The organism is Rhizobacter sp. P2_D12 (assembly GCF_056404395.1).
Genome location: NZ_JBFUEB010000036.1, coordinates 14,779 through 29,317 on the forward strand (window position 1 = coordinate 14,779; position 14,539 = coordinate 29,317).

Consider the following 14,539-nt stretch of genomic DNA (forward strand, 5'->3'; position numbering starts at 1 on the left):
ATGGATCAAAAGAAGATTCGCATGCAGGTCGAGCGCATCCTCGACGAGAACACCGAACGGACGCTCAGCATCATTGTCCAGGGACGCACGGCCGGTTTGCGCGAAGCGATCACCCGGGCCGCGAGCATCGCGGTCGCCCGGCGTTCGATCACCAATGCAGCCGACCTGCTGCCGCCGCCTCACAAGAGGCAGGCGTCCCGGCACAGGCCATCCGGGCAGGCGACTGCGGCAGACGTCCGACGGTTGAGGCACAAGGGCACGGCCGCCATCCAACCGTTGGAGCAGGCAGGCTTTGTCCTGTCGAGCAAGCTCGCCCGAAGATCGGACGATCGGGGAAGGATGAGGCCGCTGCTCCTTTCCGGCGCGGCGGCGATGGAGATCGACCGGGATGACCTGGCGAACCTACCGGCGCAGTTGCCCCAGGCGCTGGCGGTCTTCTCGAATCGGCGCGTGCCGCTACCGCCTCACCTGAGGGCCAAGTCCGTCTCCGACGATGTCAGTGGTCGCAGCACTCACGCGTGGGGTGTCGAGTCTTGCGGCGCCCTGGCGGCCTGGGGCGCCTTCGATGCGAGGGGACAAGGCGTCAAGGTGGCCGTGCTGGACACGGGCGTCGAGGCCACCCATCCCGATCTCGTGGGCAAGGTGGCGAAGTTCGCCGAGTTCGATGCCAAGGGGCGCATCGTGACCGAAGGCGTCAAGCACGCCTGGGACGCGGACGGTCACGGCACCCATGTGTGCGGCACCATCGCCGGCGGCAGGGCCAGCGGGCGTTGGATCGGCGTGGCACCGCAGAGTCGATTGCTGGTGGCCAAGGTGCTCGGCAAATCCGGCGGCACGGACGAGCAGATCCTGCGCGGCATGGAATGGGCTGTCGACAACGGAGCCGAAGTCATCAACATGAGCCTGGGCGGCTTGTCGTTCGAGCCGGACGTGCTGGACACCTACACCTCGACCATCATTGCTGCTCGACAAGCAGGCATTCCGGTCATCGCCGCGATCGGCAACGACGGCGCACAGACCAGCGGCTCGCCGGGGAACGACTTCTTCGCCTTGGCTGTGGGAGCGATGGATGTCCACGACCGTGTTGCGGCCTTCAGCGCAGGTCGTACCCAGGTGGTCACCGACTCCGACTCGATCCCGAACAAGGATCTGCCGCTGGTCTACGCCAAGCCGGACCTGGCAGCACCTGGCGTCCAGGTGTATTCATGCATCGGCAAGTCTCGATGGGAATACCTGAGCGGCACGTCGATGGCGTCGCCGCACGTGGCCGGTGCGATCGCACTGCTCCTGAGTCGCAACACTGCCGCCAGGAAAGAAGCCGCCGCACTCTTGAACCTGAGCGGCTGGGAGCGTGCGGATGCCCTCCTGCAATTGCTGGTGGGCAGCGTGGTCGACCGCGGAGAAAATGGCCAGGATCACCGTTTCGGGCACGGAAAGCTGTGCGCCCTGCGGGCCTATTCCCAGGCTGTCGCGCTGGGCTACCTGCCTGGGGGTTGAACGAGCACCCATTGACGGATAATCTGCACGCCATGGCGACCTCGGCACACAAGTCTCTCAAAGGCAAGGACTTGCTCGAATTCACGAGCAAGCCGGACAGTGCCCGCACGTCGGTGATCATCGAGGCCCGGCGGCCGCCGTTGGGTTCTTGGGCCGTCCAGGCCGGCAAGCGCACCGTGGTCCCCGCCAAGCCGGCTGCATCCAAGCCTCGCGCTCAGTCCAAGCCGCAAATGAGCGAAGTCGAGACGGTGCTGAAGCGCATGGGGCTGACGGACAAGGCGAGACGCAACGACTTGGCTGGATCGTTCGTGGTGGAGGTGACGCCCCAACAGCTTGTCGAGTTGGCGGATTCGCCATCCGTTCAAGCCATCCGCCCCAACCGCTTTCACCGCCGGGTCGCCGCCTGAGGCCCCCCGGCAGTCACCCACGGCACAAGCACGCAGCCTGCGCTCCAGCCTCTCAGCGCACGGGTCCCGGCTTCTCGTTCGCCGCCTCGATCGTCCGCCGGCGCATCGGCGCAAGAACCAGCTTGGCGACGATGCCCGAACCGATCGAGACCGCGGCAGCCACCAGGAATACGCGCTCCCAGTGGCCGCCCGCGGCGAGTGCCGTGCCCAGCGGCACGAACAGGGACGCGGTGCCCTTGGCCGTGTACATGGCGCCGGCATTGCTGGCGGCATTCTTGACCCCGAAGGTGTCGGCCACCAGCGCCGGAAAGATCGAGTAGATCTCGCCCCAGAACAGGAACACGAGCGCCGCGAAAGTCATGAAGGCAACAGGTTGATGGCCATGCAACTTCAAGCCGAGCAGCGCCAGCCCTTCGCCAACGAAGACCAGCAGCATCGTGTTCTCGCGGCCGATCTTGTCCGAGAGAAGGCCGCACAGCGGCCGGGTGAAGCCGTTCGCCAGGTTGTCGATGGCCAGCGTCATGGTCAGCAACGGCATCGACAGGCCAAGGAAGTGCATCGGCAGCTTGTCGATGTGGTAGTCCTTCGCGATCGGGCCGATCTCCGCCGTCGCCATCAGTCCGCCGGCGGCCACCAGCACGAACAACAGGTAGGTGAGGTAGAAGACGGGCGTCTTCATCATCTGCGCAGGCGTGTAGTCGACCTGGGTCATGACCAGGCGGGTTTGCGCCGTCACGCCCTTTGGCGCAACGGGCTTCACCAGGAACATCGCCAACACGAAGATGCAGGCGCCCTGGACGATGCCGAAGTACAGGAAGGCGTGCTCGTAGCCCGAGCTCTGGATCATGTTGGCGATCGGGATCACGGTGAGCGCCGCGCCGGCACCGAAGCCGGCTGCCGTCAGCCCCGCGGCCAGGCCGCGCTTGTCGGGAAACCATTTCAGCGCGTTGCCGACGCAGGTGCCGTAGACGCAGCCGGCGCCGACGCCCGAGATCACCGCGGCCACATAGAGTTCGGCCAGCCCGTCGGCATAGGCGTTGATGATCCAGCCCAGCGCGGCGAGGATGGCGCCAGTGGCGATCACGGGACGCGGGCCGAAGCGATCGACGAGCCAGCCTTCGATGGGTACCAGCCAGGTCTCCACCACGACGAAAACCGAGAAGGCGATCTGGATCGCGGCCAGCCCCCAGTGATGCTTGGCTTCCATCGGGGCGACGAACAGGGTCCAGCCATATTGGACATTGGCGATCATCGCCATGCAGACGATGCCCAGCACGAGCTGGATCCAACGCAAGGAGTTGTCCGGGTCGGCAGCGATGGGGACCGTGACGGTCGTGTTGTTGACGGTGTTGTTGGCGGTGTGGATGGCCGCGTGCACAGGCGTGCCGCCCCTGGGGTTGGAGATCATGAAGAGCCGTCCCTTTTTGTCTCGTCGTCGAGCGCCTGTCGTCGTGGAAAGTGATCGAGTCCCCGCTGATGCAAAGGGGACGATCGATCCGAAACAGGATTCACTTTCCGGCCGACCTCAGGAAAAACTCTTGACCGCGGTCAAGTTGGGAGAGAGCCGCGTGCTTGCCGCACGTAAAGTAATCTTGCGGTCAGGCTTCGCCTCGGCAATGACACGCCGATACGCCTGGACCTCCAACCGGGTGTGCCCTGCCGGGCGCACCATGGAAAAAGGCCCCGCAGACAACGCCTGCAGGGCCTTCAAAATGTTGGTGGAGAGGAGGAGGATCGAACTCCCGACCTTCGCATTGCGAACGCGACGCTCTCCCAGCTGAGCTACCCCCCCAACAGAGCGGCAGTCTACCAAAAGAATCCGGCCGTTTTTTTTGCCCACGAGCGCGCTGGGGAAAGCCCCGCCCCCCTGCCAGCGCTTAAGCTGCGCGCCATGCCTGCCCCCGTCGAGATCCGCTTGGCCTTCCCCGAGGAAGCGGTGGCCATCGCCAGCTTGTCGCGCGAAGCCATCGAGCACGGCCTGCCCTGGCGCTGGACGCCGCAGCGCGTGCGCCGCAGCCTGCGCGACCGCAGCACCAACGTGGTCGTCGCGCACGAACAGGGCAACCTGCACGGCTTCGCGATCATGAAATACGACGACGAAGAAGCCCACCTGCTGCTGCTCGCCGTGGCCGCCGCGCAGCGCCACCGCCACATCGGCTCGACCCTGCTCGCCTGGCTGGACGCCACCACCCGCGCTGCCGGCATCGTCGTGATGCGCGTCGAGGCGCGCGCCAGCAACACCCAGGCCCGCTCGTTCTACCGCCACCACGGCTTCCGCGAGACCGGCATCGTCTCCGGCTACTACGACGACGTCGAGGACGCCGTGAGGATGCGCCGCGACCTGCGCACCCCGAAGGACGTTTGAGACTAAAGTGTCGCCGGCATCAAATTCCGGAGGCACCATGAAGAAGGTCGTATGGGGCGTGCTGAGCACCGCGAAGATCGGCACCCAGAAAGTCATCCCCGGCATGCAGAAGAGCGCCTGGTGCGACGTGCGCGGCATCGCGTCGCGCTCGCTGGCCCCGGCCCGCGAAGCCGCCGACAAACTCGGCCTCGCCAAGGCCTACGGCTCGTATGAAGAGATGCTGGCCGATCCCGAGATCGAAGCCGTCTACAACCCGCTGCCCAACCACCTGCATGTGCCCCTCACGCTGCAGGCCGCACGCGCCGGCAAGCACGTGCTGTGCGAGAAACCCGTCTCCATCACTGCACAAGAGGCCGCCGAGCTGCGCACCGTCGCCGACAAGGTGCTGGTCAGCGAGGCCTTCATGGTGCGCTACCACCCGCAGTGGCTGCGCGTGCGCGAGCTGATCCGCAGCGGCCGCATCGGCACCGTGCGCGCCGTGCAGGTGTTCTTCTCGTACTTCAACGACGACCCCACCAACATCCGCAACATGGCCGGCATCGGCGGCGGCGCGCTGTACGACATCGGCTGCTACGCCATCGTCGCCGGCCGCTTCATGTTCGAGGCCGACCCGAAGCGCGTGATCGGCCTGGTCGACCGCGACCCCGCCTTCAAGACCGACCGCACCTCCAGCGCGCTGGCCGACTTCGGCAGCGGCCGCCAGCTCGGCTTCACGGTGTCGACGCAGAGCGTGCCGTACCAGCGCGTGCAGGTGGTCGGCACGACCGGGCGCATCGAGATCCAGATCCCGTTCAACGCACCGCTGGGCGGCCAGACGAAGATCTTCATCGACAACGGCCGCGGCCTCGACGGCTCGGGCATCGAGACCGAGACGCTGCCCGCCGCCGACCAGTACGAGCTGCAGGGCGAGGCTTTCTCGCGCGCGGTGCGTGGCGAGATCGCGCTGCCCTACGGCGTCGACGACGCGATCACCAACATGCGGGTGATCGACGCGCTGTTCCGCTCCGAGCGCAGCGAGCGCTGGGAAGCCGTCTGACCCGCCGCCGCTGAGCGCACCTCAGCGGGCCGGCGCGTCAGCTTGCGGGCGCTCGGGCGGGCGTTCGCCAGCCCGCTCGTCCGCCCCCTTCGGCTGGGTCCGCAGGCGCAGCGACGGCATGCTCGCACTCTTGTCCGGCTGGGCGGCCGCCGCCGGTCGCTTGCCGCTCGCCGGCGCGCTGGCGGCCTTGTCGCGCTCCGCGTGACCGGCGGCGCTCATGCTGGGGGCGCTGGATTGGGCCTGCGCCAGCGAAACCACGCATGCCGCCATCACGGCGGCGACGGAACGGGCCACGAGAACGGTGCGGACCATCGATGTCTCCTTGAATGCGTCTTCATGGGGCAATCGGCGTGCACACCGGATCGGCAAACGCTACCGGTCAGCCGACCCCCCGGTCCCGCAGCTCCTGCACCGCCGCCCTCCACGCCTCGCCGTCCTCGCTCTCGTCCCACAGCTCGGCCAGCTCCGAGTTCTCCGCCACGATCATGCGAACGCCAGGATGTTCGCATGGCCCATCCCGCAATCCACGCCCCTGTTCTGGCAACTGGTCGCCCTGCCCTGCCCGCCGCGCCCCGGATCCGTAAGATCCGCCCATGCCCGCGCCCTTCCTTACCGCCGACCCCGGCAGCGACCGCCGCCTGTGGCTCGCCTATGCCGGTGCGTGCCTGCTGGCCTGGCTGCTCTACGTGCTGGCCGGTGCCGAGCTGCAGCGCGGCCCCTGGGAGGTCTGCGTGGCCGCCTACCAGGCCACGATGAGCCTGCTGGCGCCGATGCTGCTGGGCGCGGCCGTCTTCCCGTGGGTGCGCATGCTGCAGCGCATGGAGCTGGCACCGGCGTCGGCGCTCACGCTGCACGGCGTCGCCGGGCTGCTGTTCGGCATGCTGTGGCTGGTCGGCGAGGTGGTCTTCGCATGGCTGATGTTCGGGGCCGACCACGCCTCGGCCATGCTGCACCAGACCATCCTGTGGCGCATCATCTGGGGCGTCGTCGTCTATGCCGCCATCGCCACCGGCTTCACCGCGATCCTGCAGACGCGCCTGGCGCGCGCCGCTGCGCTGGCCGCGGCCCAGTCCGAATCCGCGCTCGCGCGCGCCGAGCTGGCCGCCATCAGCGGCAAGCTGAACCCGCACTTCCTGTTCAACACGCTGAACTCGCTGATCGCGCTGACGCGCAAGGACGCACAGGCCGCCGAGGCCGCGCTGCTGCGCTTCTCGAACATGCTGCGCTACGTGCTTGACAGCAAGCGCAGCGCCGCCGACCGCGTCCCGCTGGCCGACGAGATCGAGTTCGTGCGCGACTACCTCGCGCTCGAAAGCCTGCGCCTGGGCACGCGGCTGCGCGTCGACTGGCAGCTCGACCCGGCCACGCTGCAGGACGAGATCCCCCCGCTCAGCCTGCAGCCGCTGGTCGAGAACAGCGTGCAGCACGGCGCGGCACCGCGCGTGCAGGGCGCGAGCATCCGCATCCGCAGCGAACGCAACACGATGAACCAGGGCCTGGCCTTGATCATCGAGGACGACGGCCCCGGCTGCGACCCGGCCCGGCTGGACGACGCCGGCAGCCCCGGCGCGCGGCGCGGCATCGGCCTGGCGGCGCTGCGCCGCCGCTTCGCGCTCGATTACGACGGCCGCGCCCGTTTCAACGTGCACACCGCCCCCGGAGCCGGTTTCCGGGTCGACCTCTGGATCCCGCAGACACCATGACGACCACCCGCGTGCTGATCGCCGAAGACGAACCGCTGGCCGCCGAGGCGCTGGCCGCCTGGGTCGCGCAGATCCCGCAGCTGCAGCTGGTGGCCATCTGCGCCGACGGCGACAGCGCGCTGGCGCAGATCCGCGCGCTGCAGCCCGACCTGGTGCTGATGGACATCCACATGCCGGGGCGCACCGGGCTGCAGGTGGTCAAGGCGCTGGTGGCCGAAGGGTTGCGCCCGACGGTGATCTTCACCACCGCGTACGACGAGCACGCGCTGGCCGCCTTCGAGCTGCACGCGCTCGACTACCTGCTCAAGCCGTTCTCGTTCGAGCGCTTCTCCGAGGCCGTGGCGCATGCGCTGCAGGCCGGCGCGCCGTCGCTCGCCGAGACGGTCGACGCGCTGCAGCAGCGCGAGGCCGAGCCGCTGACGCGCGTGCTGGTGCGCGACCAGGGCAAGATCTTCCCGATCCAGGCCGAGGCCATCGAATACCTGCGCTCCGACACCAAGTACACCGCGCTGGTCAGCCGCGGGCGCAGCTTCCTGGTGCGGCTGCCGATCAGCAGCTTCGAGCAGCGGCTCGACCCGGCGCGCTTCCTGCGGCTGCACCGCAGCTGCATCGTCAACCTCGATTTCGTCGACGCGATGACGCCGGATGCCAGCTCGCAGCTGGTGGTGCAAATGCGGGACGGCACGCAGATCACCGCCAACCGCGAGGTGTCCAAGATGCTGCGGGACCGCGCGATATGAACCTGCTGCGCCGCGTCCTGCCCGCAGCGTTGCTGGCGCTGGCCGCCGCCTGCGCGCAGGCCCAGGCGACGCCCGACGGCACGCTGTATGCGCCCGGCGCCTTCGACGAGCTCGAGGTCGACGGCGCCGGCGAGATCCGCCTGAGCCAGGGCGAGCGCGACGAGGTGCTGGTCAGCGGCGACAGCGGTGCGCGCGAAGCCCTCGACCTGCGGCTGTCCGGCCGCAAGCTGCTGATCACCGTGCCGGGCAGCTGGAAGTTCTGGCGCAGCAACCGGCTGGTGATCGACGTGCGCATGCGCCAGGTGCGCGAGCTGACGCTGTCGGGCAAGACCGACCTGCACGCGCCCGGCCCGATCAAGGCCGACAGGATGGTGATCAACATCTGCGGCTCGGGCAACGTGCGCCTGGACGAGCTGACCGCGCAGCAACTCAGCTTCGACATCTCGGGCGCCGGCGAAGGCCAGCTCGCCGGCAAGGTCGAGCGCATGGGCATGGTGATCTCGGGCAAGGGCAAGCTGCGCGCCCACGGCCTGCGCACGACGCACGCCAACGTGTCGATCAGCGGCGTCGGCAATGCCGAGGTGTGGGCCACCGACGAGCTGCGCGTGGGCATCTCGGGCGCCGGCCGCGTCGACTACCGCGGCGAGCCGGCGCTGCGCCAGACGATCAGCGGGGTCGGATCCATCCGCCGCCAGGGCGAACCGCGCTGAGCCGCGGCGCCCCCTTGAAACCGCGCCGCGGGGCTCCCATATTTGTGGATGAGCCGGCGGAGAGCGGTTCTCCGGCCGGTGTTCACCGACCACAGGAGGACTCCGCATGTATGAATCGATGATGTCGTACCCCGACACGCTGTTCGGCCAGTTCGAGCGCCTGCGGCGCGAACTGGACGACGTGTTCGGCGTCTCCGGCGTGCCGGGCAGCATCCGCTCGGTCGCTCCCGGCACGGTGCCGGCGGTCAACGTCGGCCGCACGCCGACCAGCATCGAGGTCTACGCGTTCGCCCCCGGCCTGGACGCGTCGAAGATCGAGGTCACGCTGGACCGGGGCGTGCTGCAGATCGCCGGCGAGCGCGCACCGCGCATCCCCGACGGGGAGGCGCGCGTCAACGTCTATGCCCGCGAGCGCGGTTCCGGGCGCTTCACGCGCGCGATCTCGCTGCCCGACGACGTGGACCCGGGCAACGTGAAGGCCAGCTACCGCGACGGCGTGCTGCAGGTCAGCATCGCGCGCCGCGAATCGGCGCAACCCAAGCGCATTGCAGTGCAATGACGGCCCCCGCACGGAAAGGAGAAGACACCATGGCTGAACGCAAGGAACTGACCCAAGGCAATGCCCCGCAGGCGCAGCGGCAGCACGCGGTGCCGCCCGCCGTCGACGTGTTCGAGGATGCCGCCGGCATCACGCTGCTGGCCGACATGCCCGGCGTGCCGCGGGACCAGCTGGAACTGAAGGTGGAAGGCGACTCGCTGCTGATCGAAGGCGGCGTGCAGCCGCGCACGCCGGAGGCACTGGAACCGCTGTACGCCGAGGTGCGCGTGCCGCGCTACCGCCGCAGCTTCTCGCTGAGCCGGGAACTCGACACCAGCCGCATCGACGCCAACCTGAAGGATGGCGTGCTGACGCTGCGCATCCCGAAGCAGGCGCATGCGCAGCCGCGGCGCATCGAGGTGTCGGCCGGCTGACGCCGCCGTCGCCGCGCCTCAGCGGGCGTCCGAGGCCGCTTCGCGCTTCGGGCGCCCTGCCTTCAGGCTGGGCACGCCGGCCAGTGCCTCCAGGAAGGCCTTGTCGGACAGCGCATTCAGCACCGCGATGCCGGCGCGCAGCAGCTCGCTCTTCTTGGTGGGCTGCTTCAGTTGGGCGGCGCGGTGCTTCAGGCCCTCGAGCACCGCGTATTCAGGCTTCGGGATCGTGAAGCTGTCGCGCACCAGCTTGTGCTTGGGCTTGGCGGCGACGGGGGCCGGTGCTGCGGCGGGCTTCACCGGTGCGGCGGCCTTGGCGGCCACCTTCTTGGCCGGGGTCTTCTGGGTCGGTACTTTCTTGGCTGGTGCCGTCTTGGCAGCCGTGGTGGCCTTGGTGGCTGGGGCGGTCTTGCGGGGTGCTTTCGGTGTCGTGGTCATCGGCTTGACTTCAATGGTGTAAACGATATATATAGTTTATACCGGGAGAACACCATGGAGACAAGACGGCATCGCGGGCGCCATGAACCCACGCCGCTGGGCGCGTTGCTGATGGACACCCAGTTCCTGCGGCGCGCGGCCGCCGATTCGCCGGAAGAGTCGGATTCGCTGGACGAAGAGCCGCCGGGCTGGCGGGCGATCCTGCTGGCGCGCTGGCAGTGGCTGAAGGCGCGGCTGGCGAGGAACCCGTAGCCCGGATGCCAATCCGGGATCGCTCCGGCACGGCCGACCCGGATTGGCATCCGGGCTACCAGAAGCGGTCCCTGTTGCTCAGCGCAGCCAGCGCCTGGCAGCTGTCGGTCTCGGATTGATTCAACCGCGCCGTGAGCCAGCCCACCGCAAACCACGCCCGAGGATCCTCGCCGACGCCCGATCGATAGCGTTCCAGCGCCACGATGGCATCGTTGTGCGCCCCCAGCGCATCCTGCGCCGGCTCCAGCGCCGCCAGGTAGCGCTTCACCGCCTTGGCCTTGAAGCGCGGCGCGACGAACTCGCACAGGTAGCGCAGGCGCTTCAGGCGTTTGCGCACGCGGTGCTGCTCGTCGGCCGGCAGCCCGGCGAAGCGGCGGCCGTCCTTGCGCACCTGGCGGTGCAGCTTCTGCAGCCGGGCGGCGAGCAAGGCGTCGAGCCCCTCCCGCTGCGCCACCCCGGGCGGCGCCGACATCGTGAACTCCAGCAGGTGCAGCAGCGCCAGCTGCAACGGCGTCGCACGCACCAGCGCCGCCGGCGAGGCCTGCCGCGCCGGCGCTTTCGGCGGCACCGACAGCGGGGCACCCACCCGGCGCAGCTCGGGCGCGATCGTCTCTTCCAGCACGCCCTCGTCGCGCCACTGGCCCAGCGCACGAAACGCCTGCGCGAGCGGCGCTTCGCACGCTGCCAGCTCCGGTACCGCCTCGGCGAAGGCATGCAACGCGGTGCGCAGGCGCCGCAACCCGACGCGCAGCTGGTGCACGTGCTCGGGTGTCTCGCGGCCCGCGCCGACCTCGCTGGCATTCACCAGCACCTGCTGCAATGCGGCAGCGACCACGGCACGCAGCAGGCTGCGCTCGTCCTGCGCCTGTGCGATTTCCGCCGGGTCACCCGCACCGGCCTTCAACGGCGCCGCACCCGGCGACCCCGCCCCCAGGTGCGCACCGCGCTCGGCCTTCGAGCGGGTGTCCAGCCACAGCCCGTGGCGTTGCACCCAGCGGCGTGCCAGCGCGCACAGCTCGGCCGGCGAGCCGGCCTTCAGCTCGAACTCGATCTCCTTCAGGCGCTGCCGCTGGCCGACGGCGACGATCTCGCCATCGTCGAGCGCAATCTCGATGCGGCCCTGCGGCACCTTCAGCAGCCGGTGATGGCGCGTCACGCGCGTGCGGAACACCTCGGCCACCGCCGGCCGGTCCTCCCCCAGCGCCTTGTCGAGCGCGCGGCCGGCCGGCGTGTCGCGGTGCGCGGCCAGGTCGGGCAGCAAGGCCTCGCCGCGCGGCACCGCGGCATGCGGCACGTTGTCTTCCTTGCGGTGGGCGGGGCCGTCGCCCGGCGCCTTCACCGTCTGCACCCAGTCCCTGCCCTCCTTGCGCAGGCGCAGCGAGACCTTGGCACGGTCGAGCCGGCGGTCGGCGGTGTCGAAGTAGGCCGCCTCGAGGCGGATGCGCTGGCTGCCGCGGCTGGCGGCGGCTTCCACTTCGCGGAAACGATCCGGCGGGATCGCGAACTTCAATTCGGTTTCGAACACCCCAGGCCTCCTGAATCATGACTCGGCGCACCCGCTTGACGTCCGGCGCAGCCGCGTGCACCGTGGCGGGCCCCACAACACCCCCGACGAGGGACGGAGACACCCATGCACCACGACGAGCGAACAAGCACGTTTACCACACGCCGCCGGCTGCTGTCGGCCAGCGCTGCCACGACACTCGCCGCGCTGACCGGCCCGGCGCTGGCCCAGGCCTTCGACTTCAAGCCCAACCAGCGCTACCCCGACCCGGCGGTGCTGATCCTCGACCCGAGCTTCGCGAAGTACCGGCTGTACAGCAGCACGCTCGAGCAGTTGGCCAGCGGCATGCGCTGGGCCGAGGGGCCGGCGTACTTCCCGGACGACGGCGGCTACCTGCTGCTGAGCGACATCCCGAACAACCGGATCATGAAGTACAGCGAGCGCGACGGCAGCTTCAGCGTGTTCCGCAAGGCGGCCAATTTCCCGAACGGCAACGCGCGCGACCGGCAGGGCCGGCTGCTGACGCTGGAGCATTCGGTGACGCGGCGCCTGACGCGCACCGAGAAGGACGGCAAGCTCACCGTGCTGGCCGACCGCTTCGAGGGCAAGCGGCTGAACGCGCCGAACGACCTGGCGGTGAAGTCCGACGACAGCATCTGGTTCACCGACCCGCTGTTCGGCATCGGCGGCGAGTGGGAGGGCTTCCGCGCGCAGCCCGAGCAGGCGACGACCAACGTCTACCGCCTGGGCGCCGACGGCAAGCTCAGCGCGGTGATCACCGACCTGGTCAACCCGAACGGCATCGCGTTCTCGCCCGACGAGAAGCTGCTGTACGTGGTGGAGTGGAAGGGCACGCCCAACCGCAGCATCTGGCGCTACGACGTGAATGCCGACGGCACGGTGGGCAGCAAGAGCAAGCTGATCGACGCATCGGACTTCGCCGCGCTGGACGGCTTCAAGGTCGACCGCGACGGCAACCTGTGGTGCGGCTACGGCAGCAACGGTGCGCTGCAGGCCGAACCCGTCGAGACCGGCGGCCGCAAGGTCTACCCGCTGAAAGGCAGGTCGGAAGACCTGGACGGCGTGGCGATCTTCAACCCGCAAGGCAAGCCGATCGGCTTCATCCGGCTGCCCGAGCGCTGCGCCAACCTGTGCTTCGGCGGGCCGAAGAACAACCGGCTGTACATGGCGAGCTCGCACTCGCTGTACGCGCTGTACGTGGAGGCGCACGGCGCGGTGTAGGCCGGGCCGCCGCCCGGGCATCGAAGCCTGCAGTTCGTCGCACCGGCATTGCCGCCCAGGGCGATGGCACGCACAGTCGCGGCCATGCTCAACTCCTGGCCGCGAGGCCCTTGACGTGGCTGGACGGACTGACCCCATGGATGCGCCGGTACGCGGCGGCGAACGCGCTCTGGCTGTCGTAGCCCACCTGGGCCGCGGCCTGGTTGACGCTGGCGCCGAGCTCGAGAAGTTGGCGTCCGACCATCATGCGGGCCTGGCGCACCCAGGCGGGCCAGGTCAGGCCTGCGGCCTCCTTCGGGAACACGCGGCAGAAGGTGCGCACGCTCAGGTGGGCCACTTCTGCGCAGGCCTGCAGCGTCCACTCGGCGGCCAGCTCGTCGAGCTGGCGCGCGGCGACGCGCCGCAGCCCGGCATGGCGCGGTTGCGGCAGGCTCGGCAGCAGCACCGGTTCGGTCTTGCGGATCTCGTGCAAGGCCACTTGGCGCAGCGCGGCGCGGATGGCGTCATCCGCCGGCAGCGCATGCAGTTCGCCGATCACCGCAACGAGGAGCGCACTGACCGGTACCACGGTCGGCTCGGCCGGCAGCATTTCGGGCAATGGCAGCGGAAAGTGCAGCGGCCGCAATCGCACCGTGGCGCGCGAGCCGGCCTGCAGGCCGCTGGCCACGCCCGGTGGCAGCCAGATGGCCCGGCCCGGCAGCAGCGCCCACATGCGGTCTTCGGTGAACACCCGGTACTCGCCGGCCTCGGCGTGGATGAGCAGCGCCTCGTGCGGATGGACGTGCAGTTGTTCGTGGCTGCCGGCGGCGTAGTCGAAGGCCAGCACATCCACCGTGGACCCGGCATGCACGGGCATGAAGACGGGGATTGGCAAATTCACGGCGACGTTTGGCGGGGACGCGGGCGACGCGACGATTATCACGCGGGAGACTTCAAGCCATGAATGCACCCACCGACACCCTGCTCGCGGCCCGTGGCGCGCGCCAGGCCTGGGACTTCCCGGCCGGGCGGCAGCGCCTGCTCGATTCGTTCATCACCGGCTACCTGAGCGCCCGCGGGCAGACGGGCGCCACGGTGGCGATGACGGCGTACGGTGCCTGCGTGCGCTATGCACCGGGCATGGGCCGCGACGCGGAACACTTCGTGACCGAATCGGCCGCCAGCTTGAGGCTGGTGCCGGCGCGCGTGGGCGACTGGGTGACGCTGATGGGTCCGCCGCCCGAGGTGCGGGAGGTGCGCGGCCTGCCGCTGCGGGCCACGGCCAGCGAATTCTTCATGGCGGCCGAACTCGGTGCGCTGCGCGAGGTGCTGGAGGAGGCACTCGCACCGGAAGACGCCGAGCCGGCCATGCGCACGATCAGCCCCGGCGTGCGCGCGTTCTGGTACCCGGTGCACGGCGAGGCCGTGGCCAGCCTGCATTGCGCGAAGGGCCGGCACCAGGACGTCGTGATCGATCGCGTGCGCACCGATCCCGCGTGGCGCGGGCGCGGGCTGGCCCGCGGGTTGATGCATGCGGCCACCTGCCAGGTGCAGATGCTGGGCGCGACACGCATGCTGCTGATCGCCAGCCCCGAGGGCCACCGGCTGTACCGCCGGCTGGGTTTCGAGACCATCGTGCCGGTGCACGTGTGGGTGGTGGAAGAAGCCGCAGCGGCAGCCCTGTCCTGACGCACGCG

Annotated in this window: 18 protein-coding genes and 1 tRNA gene; 12 read left to right on the forward strand and 7 right to left on the reverse strand. The window is 69.4% G+C overall.

The window, feature by feature from the left end; genetic code table 11:
* Nucleotides 1–1,497, forward strand: a complete 1,497-nt coding sequence (locus AC1DYN_RS14175; protein ID WP_477960517.1) for a S8 family serine peptidase — start codon at nucleotides 1–3, stop codon at nucleotides 1,495–1,497.
* Nucleotides 1,498–1,508: 11 nt separating this feature from the next.
* Complete coding sequence (locus AC1DYN_RS14180; protein ID WP_477960520.1) at nucleotides 1,509–1,904, forward strand: hypothetical protein; 396 nt, start codon at nucleotides 1,509–1,511, stop codon at nucleotides 1,902–1,904.
* Nucleotides 1,905–1,956: 52 nt separating this feature from the next.
* Here AC1DYN_RS14180 and oxlT read toward each other — a convergent pair whose 3' ends face one another.
* Nucleotides 1,957–3,312 carry an oxalate/formate MFS antiporter gene (oxlT, locus tag AC1DYN_RS14185; protein ID WP_477960522.1) on the reverse strand — a complete coding sequence of 452 codons (1,356 nt, stop codon included), beginning with the start codon at nucleotides 3,310–3,312 and terminating at the stop codon, nucleotides 1,957–1,959.
* 308 nt (nucleotides 3,313–3,620) lie between these two features.
* Nucleotides 3,621–3,696: transfer RNA gene (locus AC1DYN_RS14190), tRNA-Ala, on the reverse strand.
* A 99-nt stretch (nucleotides 3,697–3,795) separates the two neighbouring features.
* Here AC1DYN_RS14190 and rimI point away from each other — a divergent pair.
* Together rimI and AC1DYN_RS14200 are read left to right on the forward strand one after the other, a co-directional pair.
* Entirely contained in the window at nucleotides 3,796–4,269 is a 474-nt protein-coding gene (rimI, locus tag AC1DYN_RS14195; protein WP_477960524.1) for a ribosomal protein S18-alanine N-acetyltransferase, read from the forward strand.
* Nucleotides 4,270–4,306: 37 nt separating this feature from the next.
* Nucleotides 4,307–5,305, forward strand: a complete 999-nt coding sequence (locus AC1DYN_RS14200) for a Gfo/Idh/MocA family protein (RefSeq protein WP_477960526.1) — start codon at nucleotides 4,307–4,309, stop codon at nucleotides 5,303–5,305.
* Between the two features lie 21 nt (nucleotides 5,306–5,326).
* Here AC1DYN_RS14200 and AC1DYN_RS14205 read toward each other — a convergent pair whose 3' ends face one another.
* Nucleotides 5,327–5,617 carry a hypothetical protein gene (locus AC1DYN_RS14205; RefSeq protein ID WP_477960528.1) on the reverse strand — a complete coding sequence of 97 codons (291 nt, stop codon included), beginning with the start codon at nucleotides 5,615–5,617 and terminating at the stop codon, nucleotides 5,327–5,329.
* Nucleotides 5,618–5,684: 67 nt separating this feature from the next.
* A complete protein-coding gene (locus tag AC1DYN_RS14210; protein ID WP_477960530.1) occupies nucleotides 5,685–5,786 on the reverse strand; it encodes a hypothetical protein in 102 nt (33 codons plus the stop codon).
* Nucleotides 5,787–5,898: 112 nt separating this feature from the next.
* Here AC1DYN_RS14210 and AC1DYN_RS14215 point away from each other — a divergent pair, with 112 nt between their 5' ends.
* From AC1DYN_RS14215 to AC1DYN_RS14235, 5 genes are all read left to right on the forward strand, one after another.
* Nucleotides 5,899–7,008 carry a sensor histidine kinase gene (locus AC1DYN_RS14215; RefSeq protein ID WP_477960532.1) on the forward strand — a complete coding sequence of 370 codons (1,110 nt, stop codon included), beginning with the start codon at nucleotides 5,899–5,901 and terminating at the stop codon, nucleotides 7,006–7,008.
* On the forward strand, nucleotides 7,005–7,748 hold the full coding sequence (locus tag AC1DYN_RS14220; protein ID WP_477960534.1) for a LytR/AlgR family response regulator transcription factor: 744 nt from the start codon (nucleotides 7,005–7,007) through the stop codon (nucleotides 7,746–7,748). The genes AC1DYN_RS14215 and AC1DYN_RS14220 overlap by 4 nt, the downstream gene beginning before the upstream one ends.
* A complete protein-coding gene (locus tag AC1DYN_RS14225) occupies nucleotides 7,745–8,458 on the forward strand; it encodes a head GIN domain-containing protein (protein WP_477960536.1) in 714 nt (237 codons plus the stop codon). Before AC1DYN_RS14220 ends, AC1DYN_RS14225 begins: the two co-directional genes overlap by 4 nt.
* 106 nt (nucleotides 8,459–8,564) lie before the next feature.
* The gene (locus AC1DYN_RS14230) at nucleotides 8,565–9,017 is read left to right on the forward strand and encodes an Hsp20/alpha crystallin family protein (RefSeq protein WP_477960538.1); all 453 of its coding nucleotides are present in this window, start codon (nucleotides 8,565–8,567) and stop codon (nucleotides 9,015–9,017) included.
* Between the two features lie 29 nt (nucleotides 9,018–9,046).
* Nucleotides 9,047–9,430, forward strand: coding sequence for an Hsp20/alpha crystallin family protein (locus AC1DYN_RS14235; protein ID WP_477960540.1), 384 nt, complete (start codon nucleotides 9,047–9,049; stop codon nucleotides 9,428–9,430).
* A gap of 18 nt (nucleotides 9,431–9,448) precedes the next feature.
* On the opposite strand, the gene AC1DYN_RS14240 is transcribed toward AC1DYN_RS14235, so the two are convergent.
* On the reverse strand, nucleotides 9,449–9,865 hold the full coding sequence (locus tag AC1DYN_RS14240; protein ID WP_477960542.1) for a hypothetical protein: 417 nt from the start codon (nucleotides 9,863–9,865) through the stop codon (nucleotides 9,449–9,451).
* A 54-nt stretch (nucleotides 9,866–9,919) separates the two neighbouring features.
* Here AC1DYN_RS14240 and AC1DYN_RS14245 point away from each other — a divergent pair, with 54 nt between their 5' ends.
* On the forward strand, nucleotides 9,920–10,117 hold the full coding sequence (locus AC1DYN_RS14245) for a hypothetical protein (RefSeq protein WP_477960544.1): 198 nt from the start codon (nucleotides 9,920–9,922) through the stop codon (nucleotides 10,115–10,117).
* A 55-nt stretch (nucleotides 10,118–10,172) separates the two neighbouring features.
* On the opposite strand, the gene AC1DYN_RS14250 is transcribed toward AC1DYN_RS14245, so the two are convergent.
* A complete protein-coding gene (locus tag AC1DYN_RS14250) occupies nucleotides 10,173–11,642 on the reverse strand; it encodes a CYTH and CHAD domain-containing protein (RefSeq protein ID WP_477960546.1) in 1,470 nt (489 codons plus the stop codon).
* 105 nt (nucleotides 11,643–11,747) lie between these two features.
* Here AC1DYN_RS14250 and AC1DYN_RS14255 point away from each other — a divergent pair, with 105 nt between their 5' ends.
* Entirely contained in the window at nucleotides 11,748–12,863 is a 1,116-nt protein-coding gene (locus AC1DYN_RS14255) for an SMP-30/gluconolactonase/LRE family protein (protein ID WP_477960548.1), read from the forward strand.
* Between the two features lie 88 nt (nucleotides 12,864–12,951).
* On the opposite strand, the gene AC1DYN_RS14260 is transcribed toward AC1DYN_RS14255, so the two are convergent.
* Nucleotides 12,952–13,719 carry a helix-turn-helix transcriptional regulator gene (locus AC1DYN_RS14260; protein ID WP_477960550.1) on the reverse strand — a complete coding sequence of 256 codons (768 nt, stop codon included), beginning with the start codon at nucleotides 13,717–13,719 and terminating at the stop codon, nucleotides 12,952–12,954.
* Nucleotides 13,720–13,802: 83 nt separating this feature from the next.
* On the opposite strand from AC1DYN_RS14260, the gene AC1DYN_RS14265 reads away from it, so the two are divergent.
* Nucleotides 13,803–14,531: a GNAT family N-acetyltransferase gene (locus AC1DYN_RS14265; protein ID WP_477960553.1), complete on the forward strand. Its 729-nt coding sequence runs from the start codon at nucleotides 13,803–13,805 to the stop codon at nucleotides 14,529–14,531.
* Nucleotides 14,532–14,539 lie beyond the last annotated feature (8 nt).

Bases quoted from the DNA above. Each gene is read 5' to 3' on its own strand.
- AC1DYN_RS14175 (WP_477960517.1), top strand. From the start codon at position 1: ATGGATCAAAAGAAGATTCGCATGCAGGTCGAGCGCATCCTCGACGAG.
- oxlT (WP_477960522.1), bottom strand. From the start codon at position 3,312: ATGATCTCCAACCCCAGGGGCGGCACGCCTGTGCACGCGGCCATCCAC.
- rimI (WP_477960524.1), top strand. From the start codon at position 3,796: ATGCCTGCCCCCGTCGAGATCCGCTTGGCCTTCCCCGAGGAAGCGGTG.
- AC1DYN_RS14200 (WP_477960526.1), top strand. From the start codon at position 4,307: ATGAAGAAGGTCGTATGGGGCGTGCTGAGCACCGCGAAGATCGGCACC.
- AC1DYN_RS14205 (WP_477960528.1), bottom strand. From the start codon at position 5,617: ATGGTCCGCACCGTTCTCGTGGCCCGTTCCGTCGCCGCCGTGATGGCG.
- AC1DYN_RS14215 (WP_477960532.1), top strand. From the start codon at position 5,899: ATGCCCGCGCCCTTCCTTACCGCCGACCCCGGCAGCGACCGCCGCCTG.
- AC1DYN_RS14220 (WP_477960534.1), top strand. From the start codon at position 7,005: ATGACGACCACCCGCGTGCTGATCGCCGAAGACGAACCGCTGGCCGCC.
- AC1DYN_RS14225 (WP_477960536.1), top strand. From the start codon at position 7,745: ATGAACCTGCTGCGCCGCGTCCTGCCCGCAGCGTTGCTGGCGCTGGCC.
- AC1DYN_RS14230 (WP_477960538.1), top strand. From the start codon at position 8,565: ATGTATGAATCGATGATGTCGTACCCCGACACGCTGTTCGGCCAGTTC.
- AC1DYN_RS14235 (WP_477960540.1), top strand. From the start codon at position 9,047: ATGGCTGAACGCAAGGAACTGACCCAAGGCAATGCCCCGCAGGCGCAG.
- AC1DYN_RS14240 (WP_477960542.1), bottom strand. From the start codon at position 9,865: ATGACCACGACACCGAAAGCACCCCGCAAGACCGCCCCAGCCACCAAG.
- AC1DYN_RS14245 (WP_477960544.1), top strand. From the start codon at position 9,920: ATGGAGACAAGACGGCATCGCGGGCGCCATGAACCCACGCCGCTGGGC.
- AC1DYN_RS14255 (WP_477960548.1), top strand. From the start codon at position 11,748: ATGCACCACGACGAGCGAACAAGCACGTTTACCACACGCCGCCGGCTG.
- AC1DYN_RS14260 (WP_477960550.1), bottom strand. From the start codon at position 13,719: ATGCCCGTGCATGCCGGGTCCACGGTGGATGTGCTGGCCTTCGACTAC.
- AC1DYN_RS14265 (WP_477960553.1), top strand. From the start codon at position 13,803: ATGAATGCACCCACCGACACCCTGCTCGCGGCCCGTGGCGCGCGCCAG.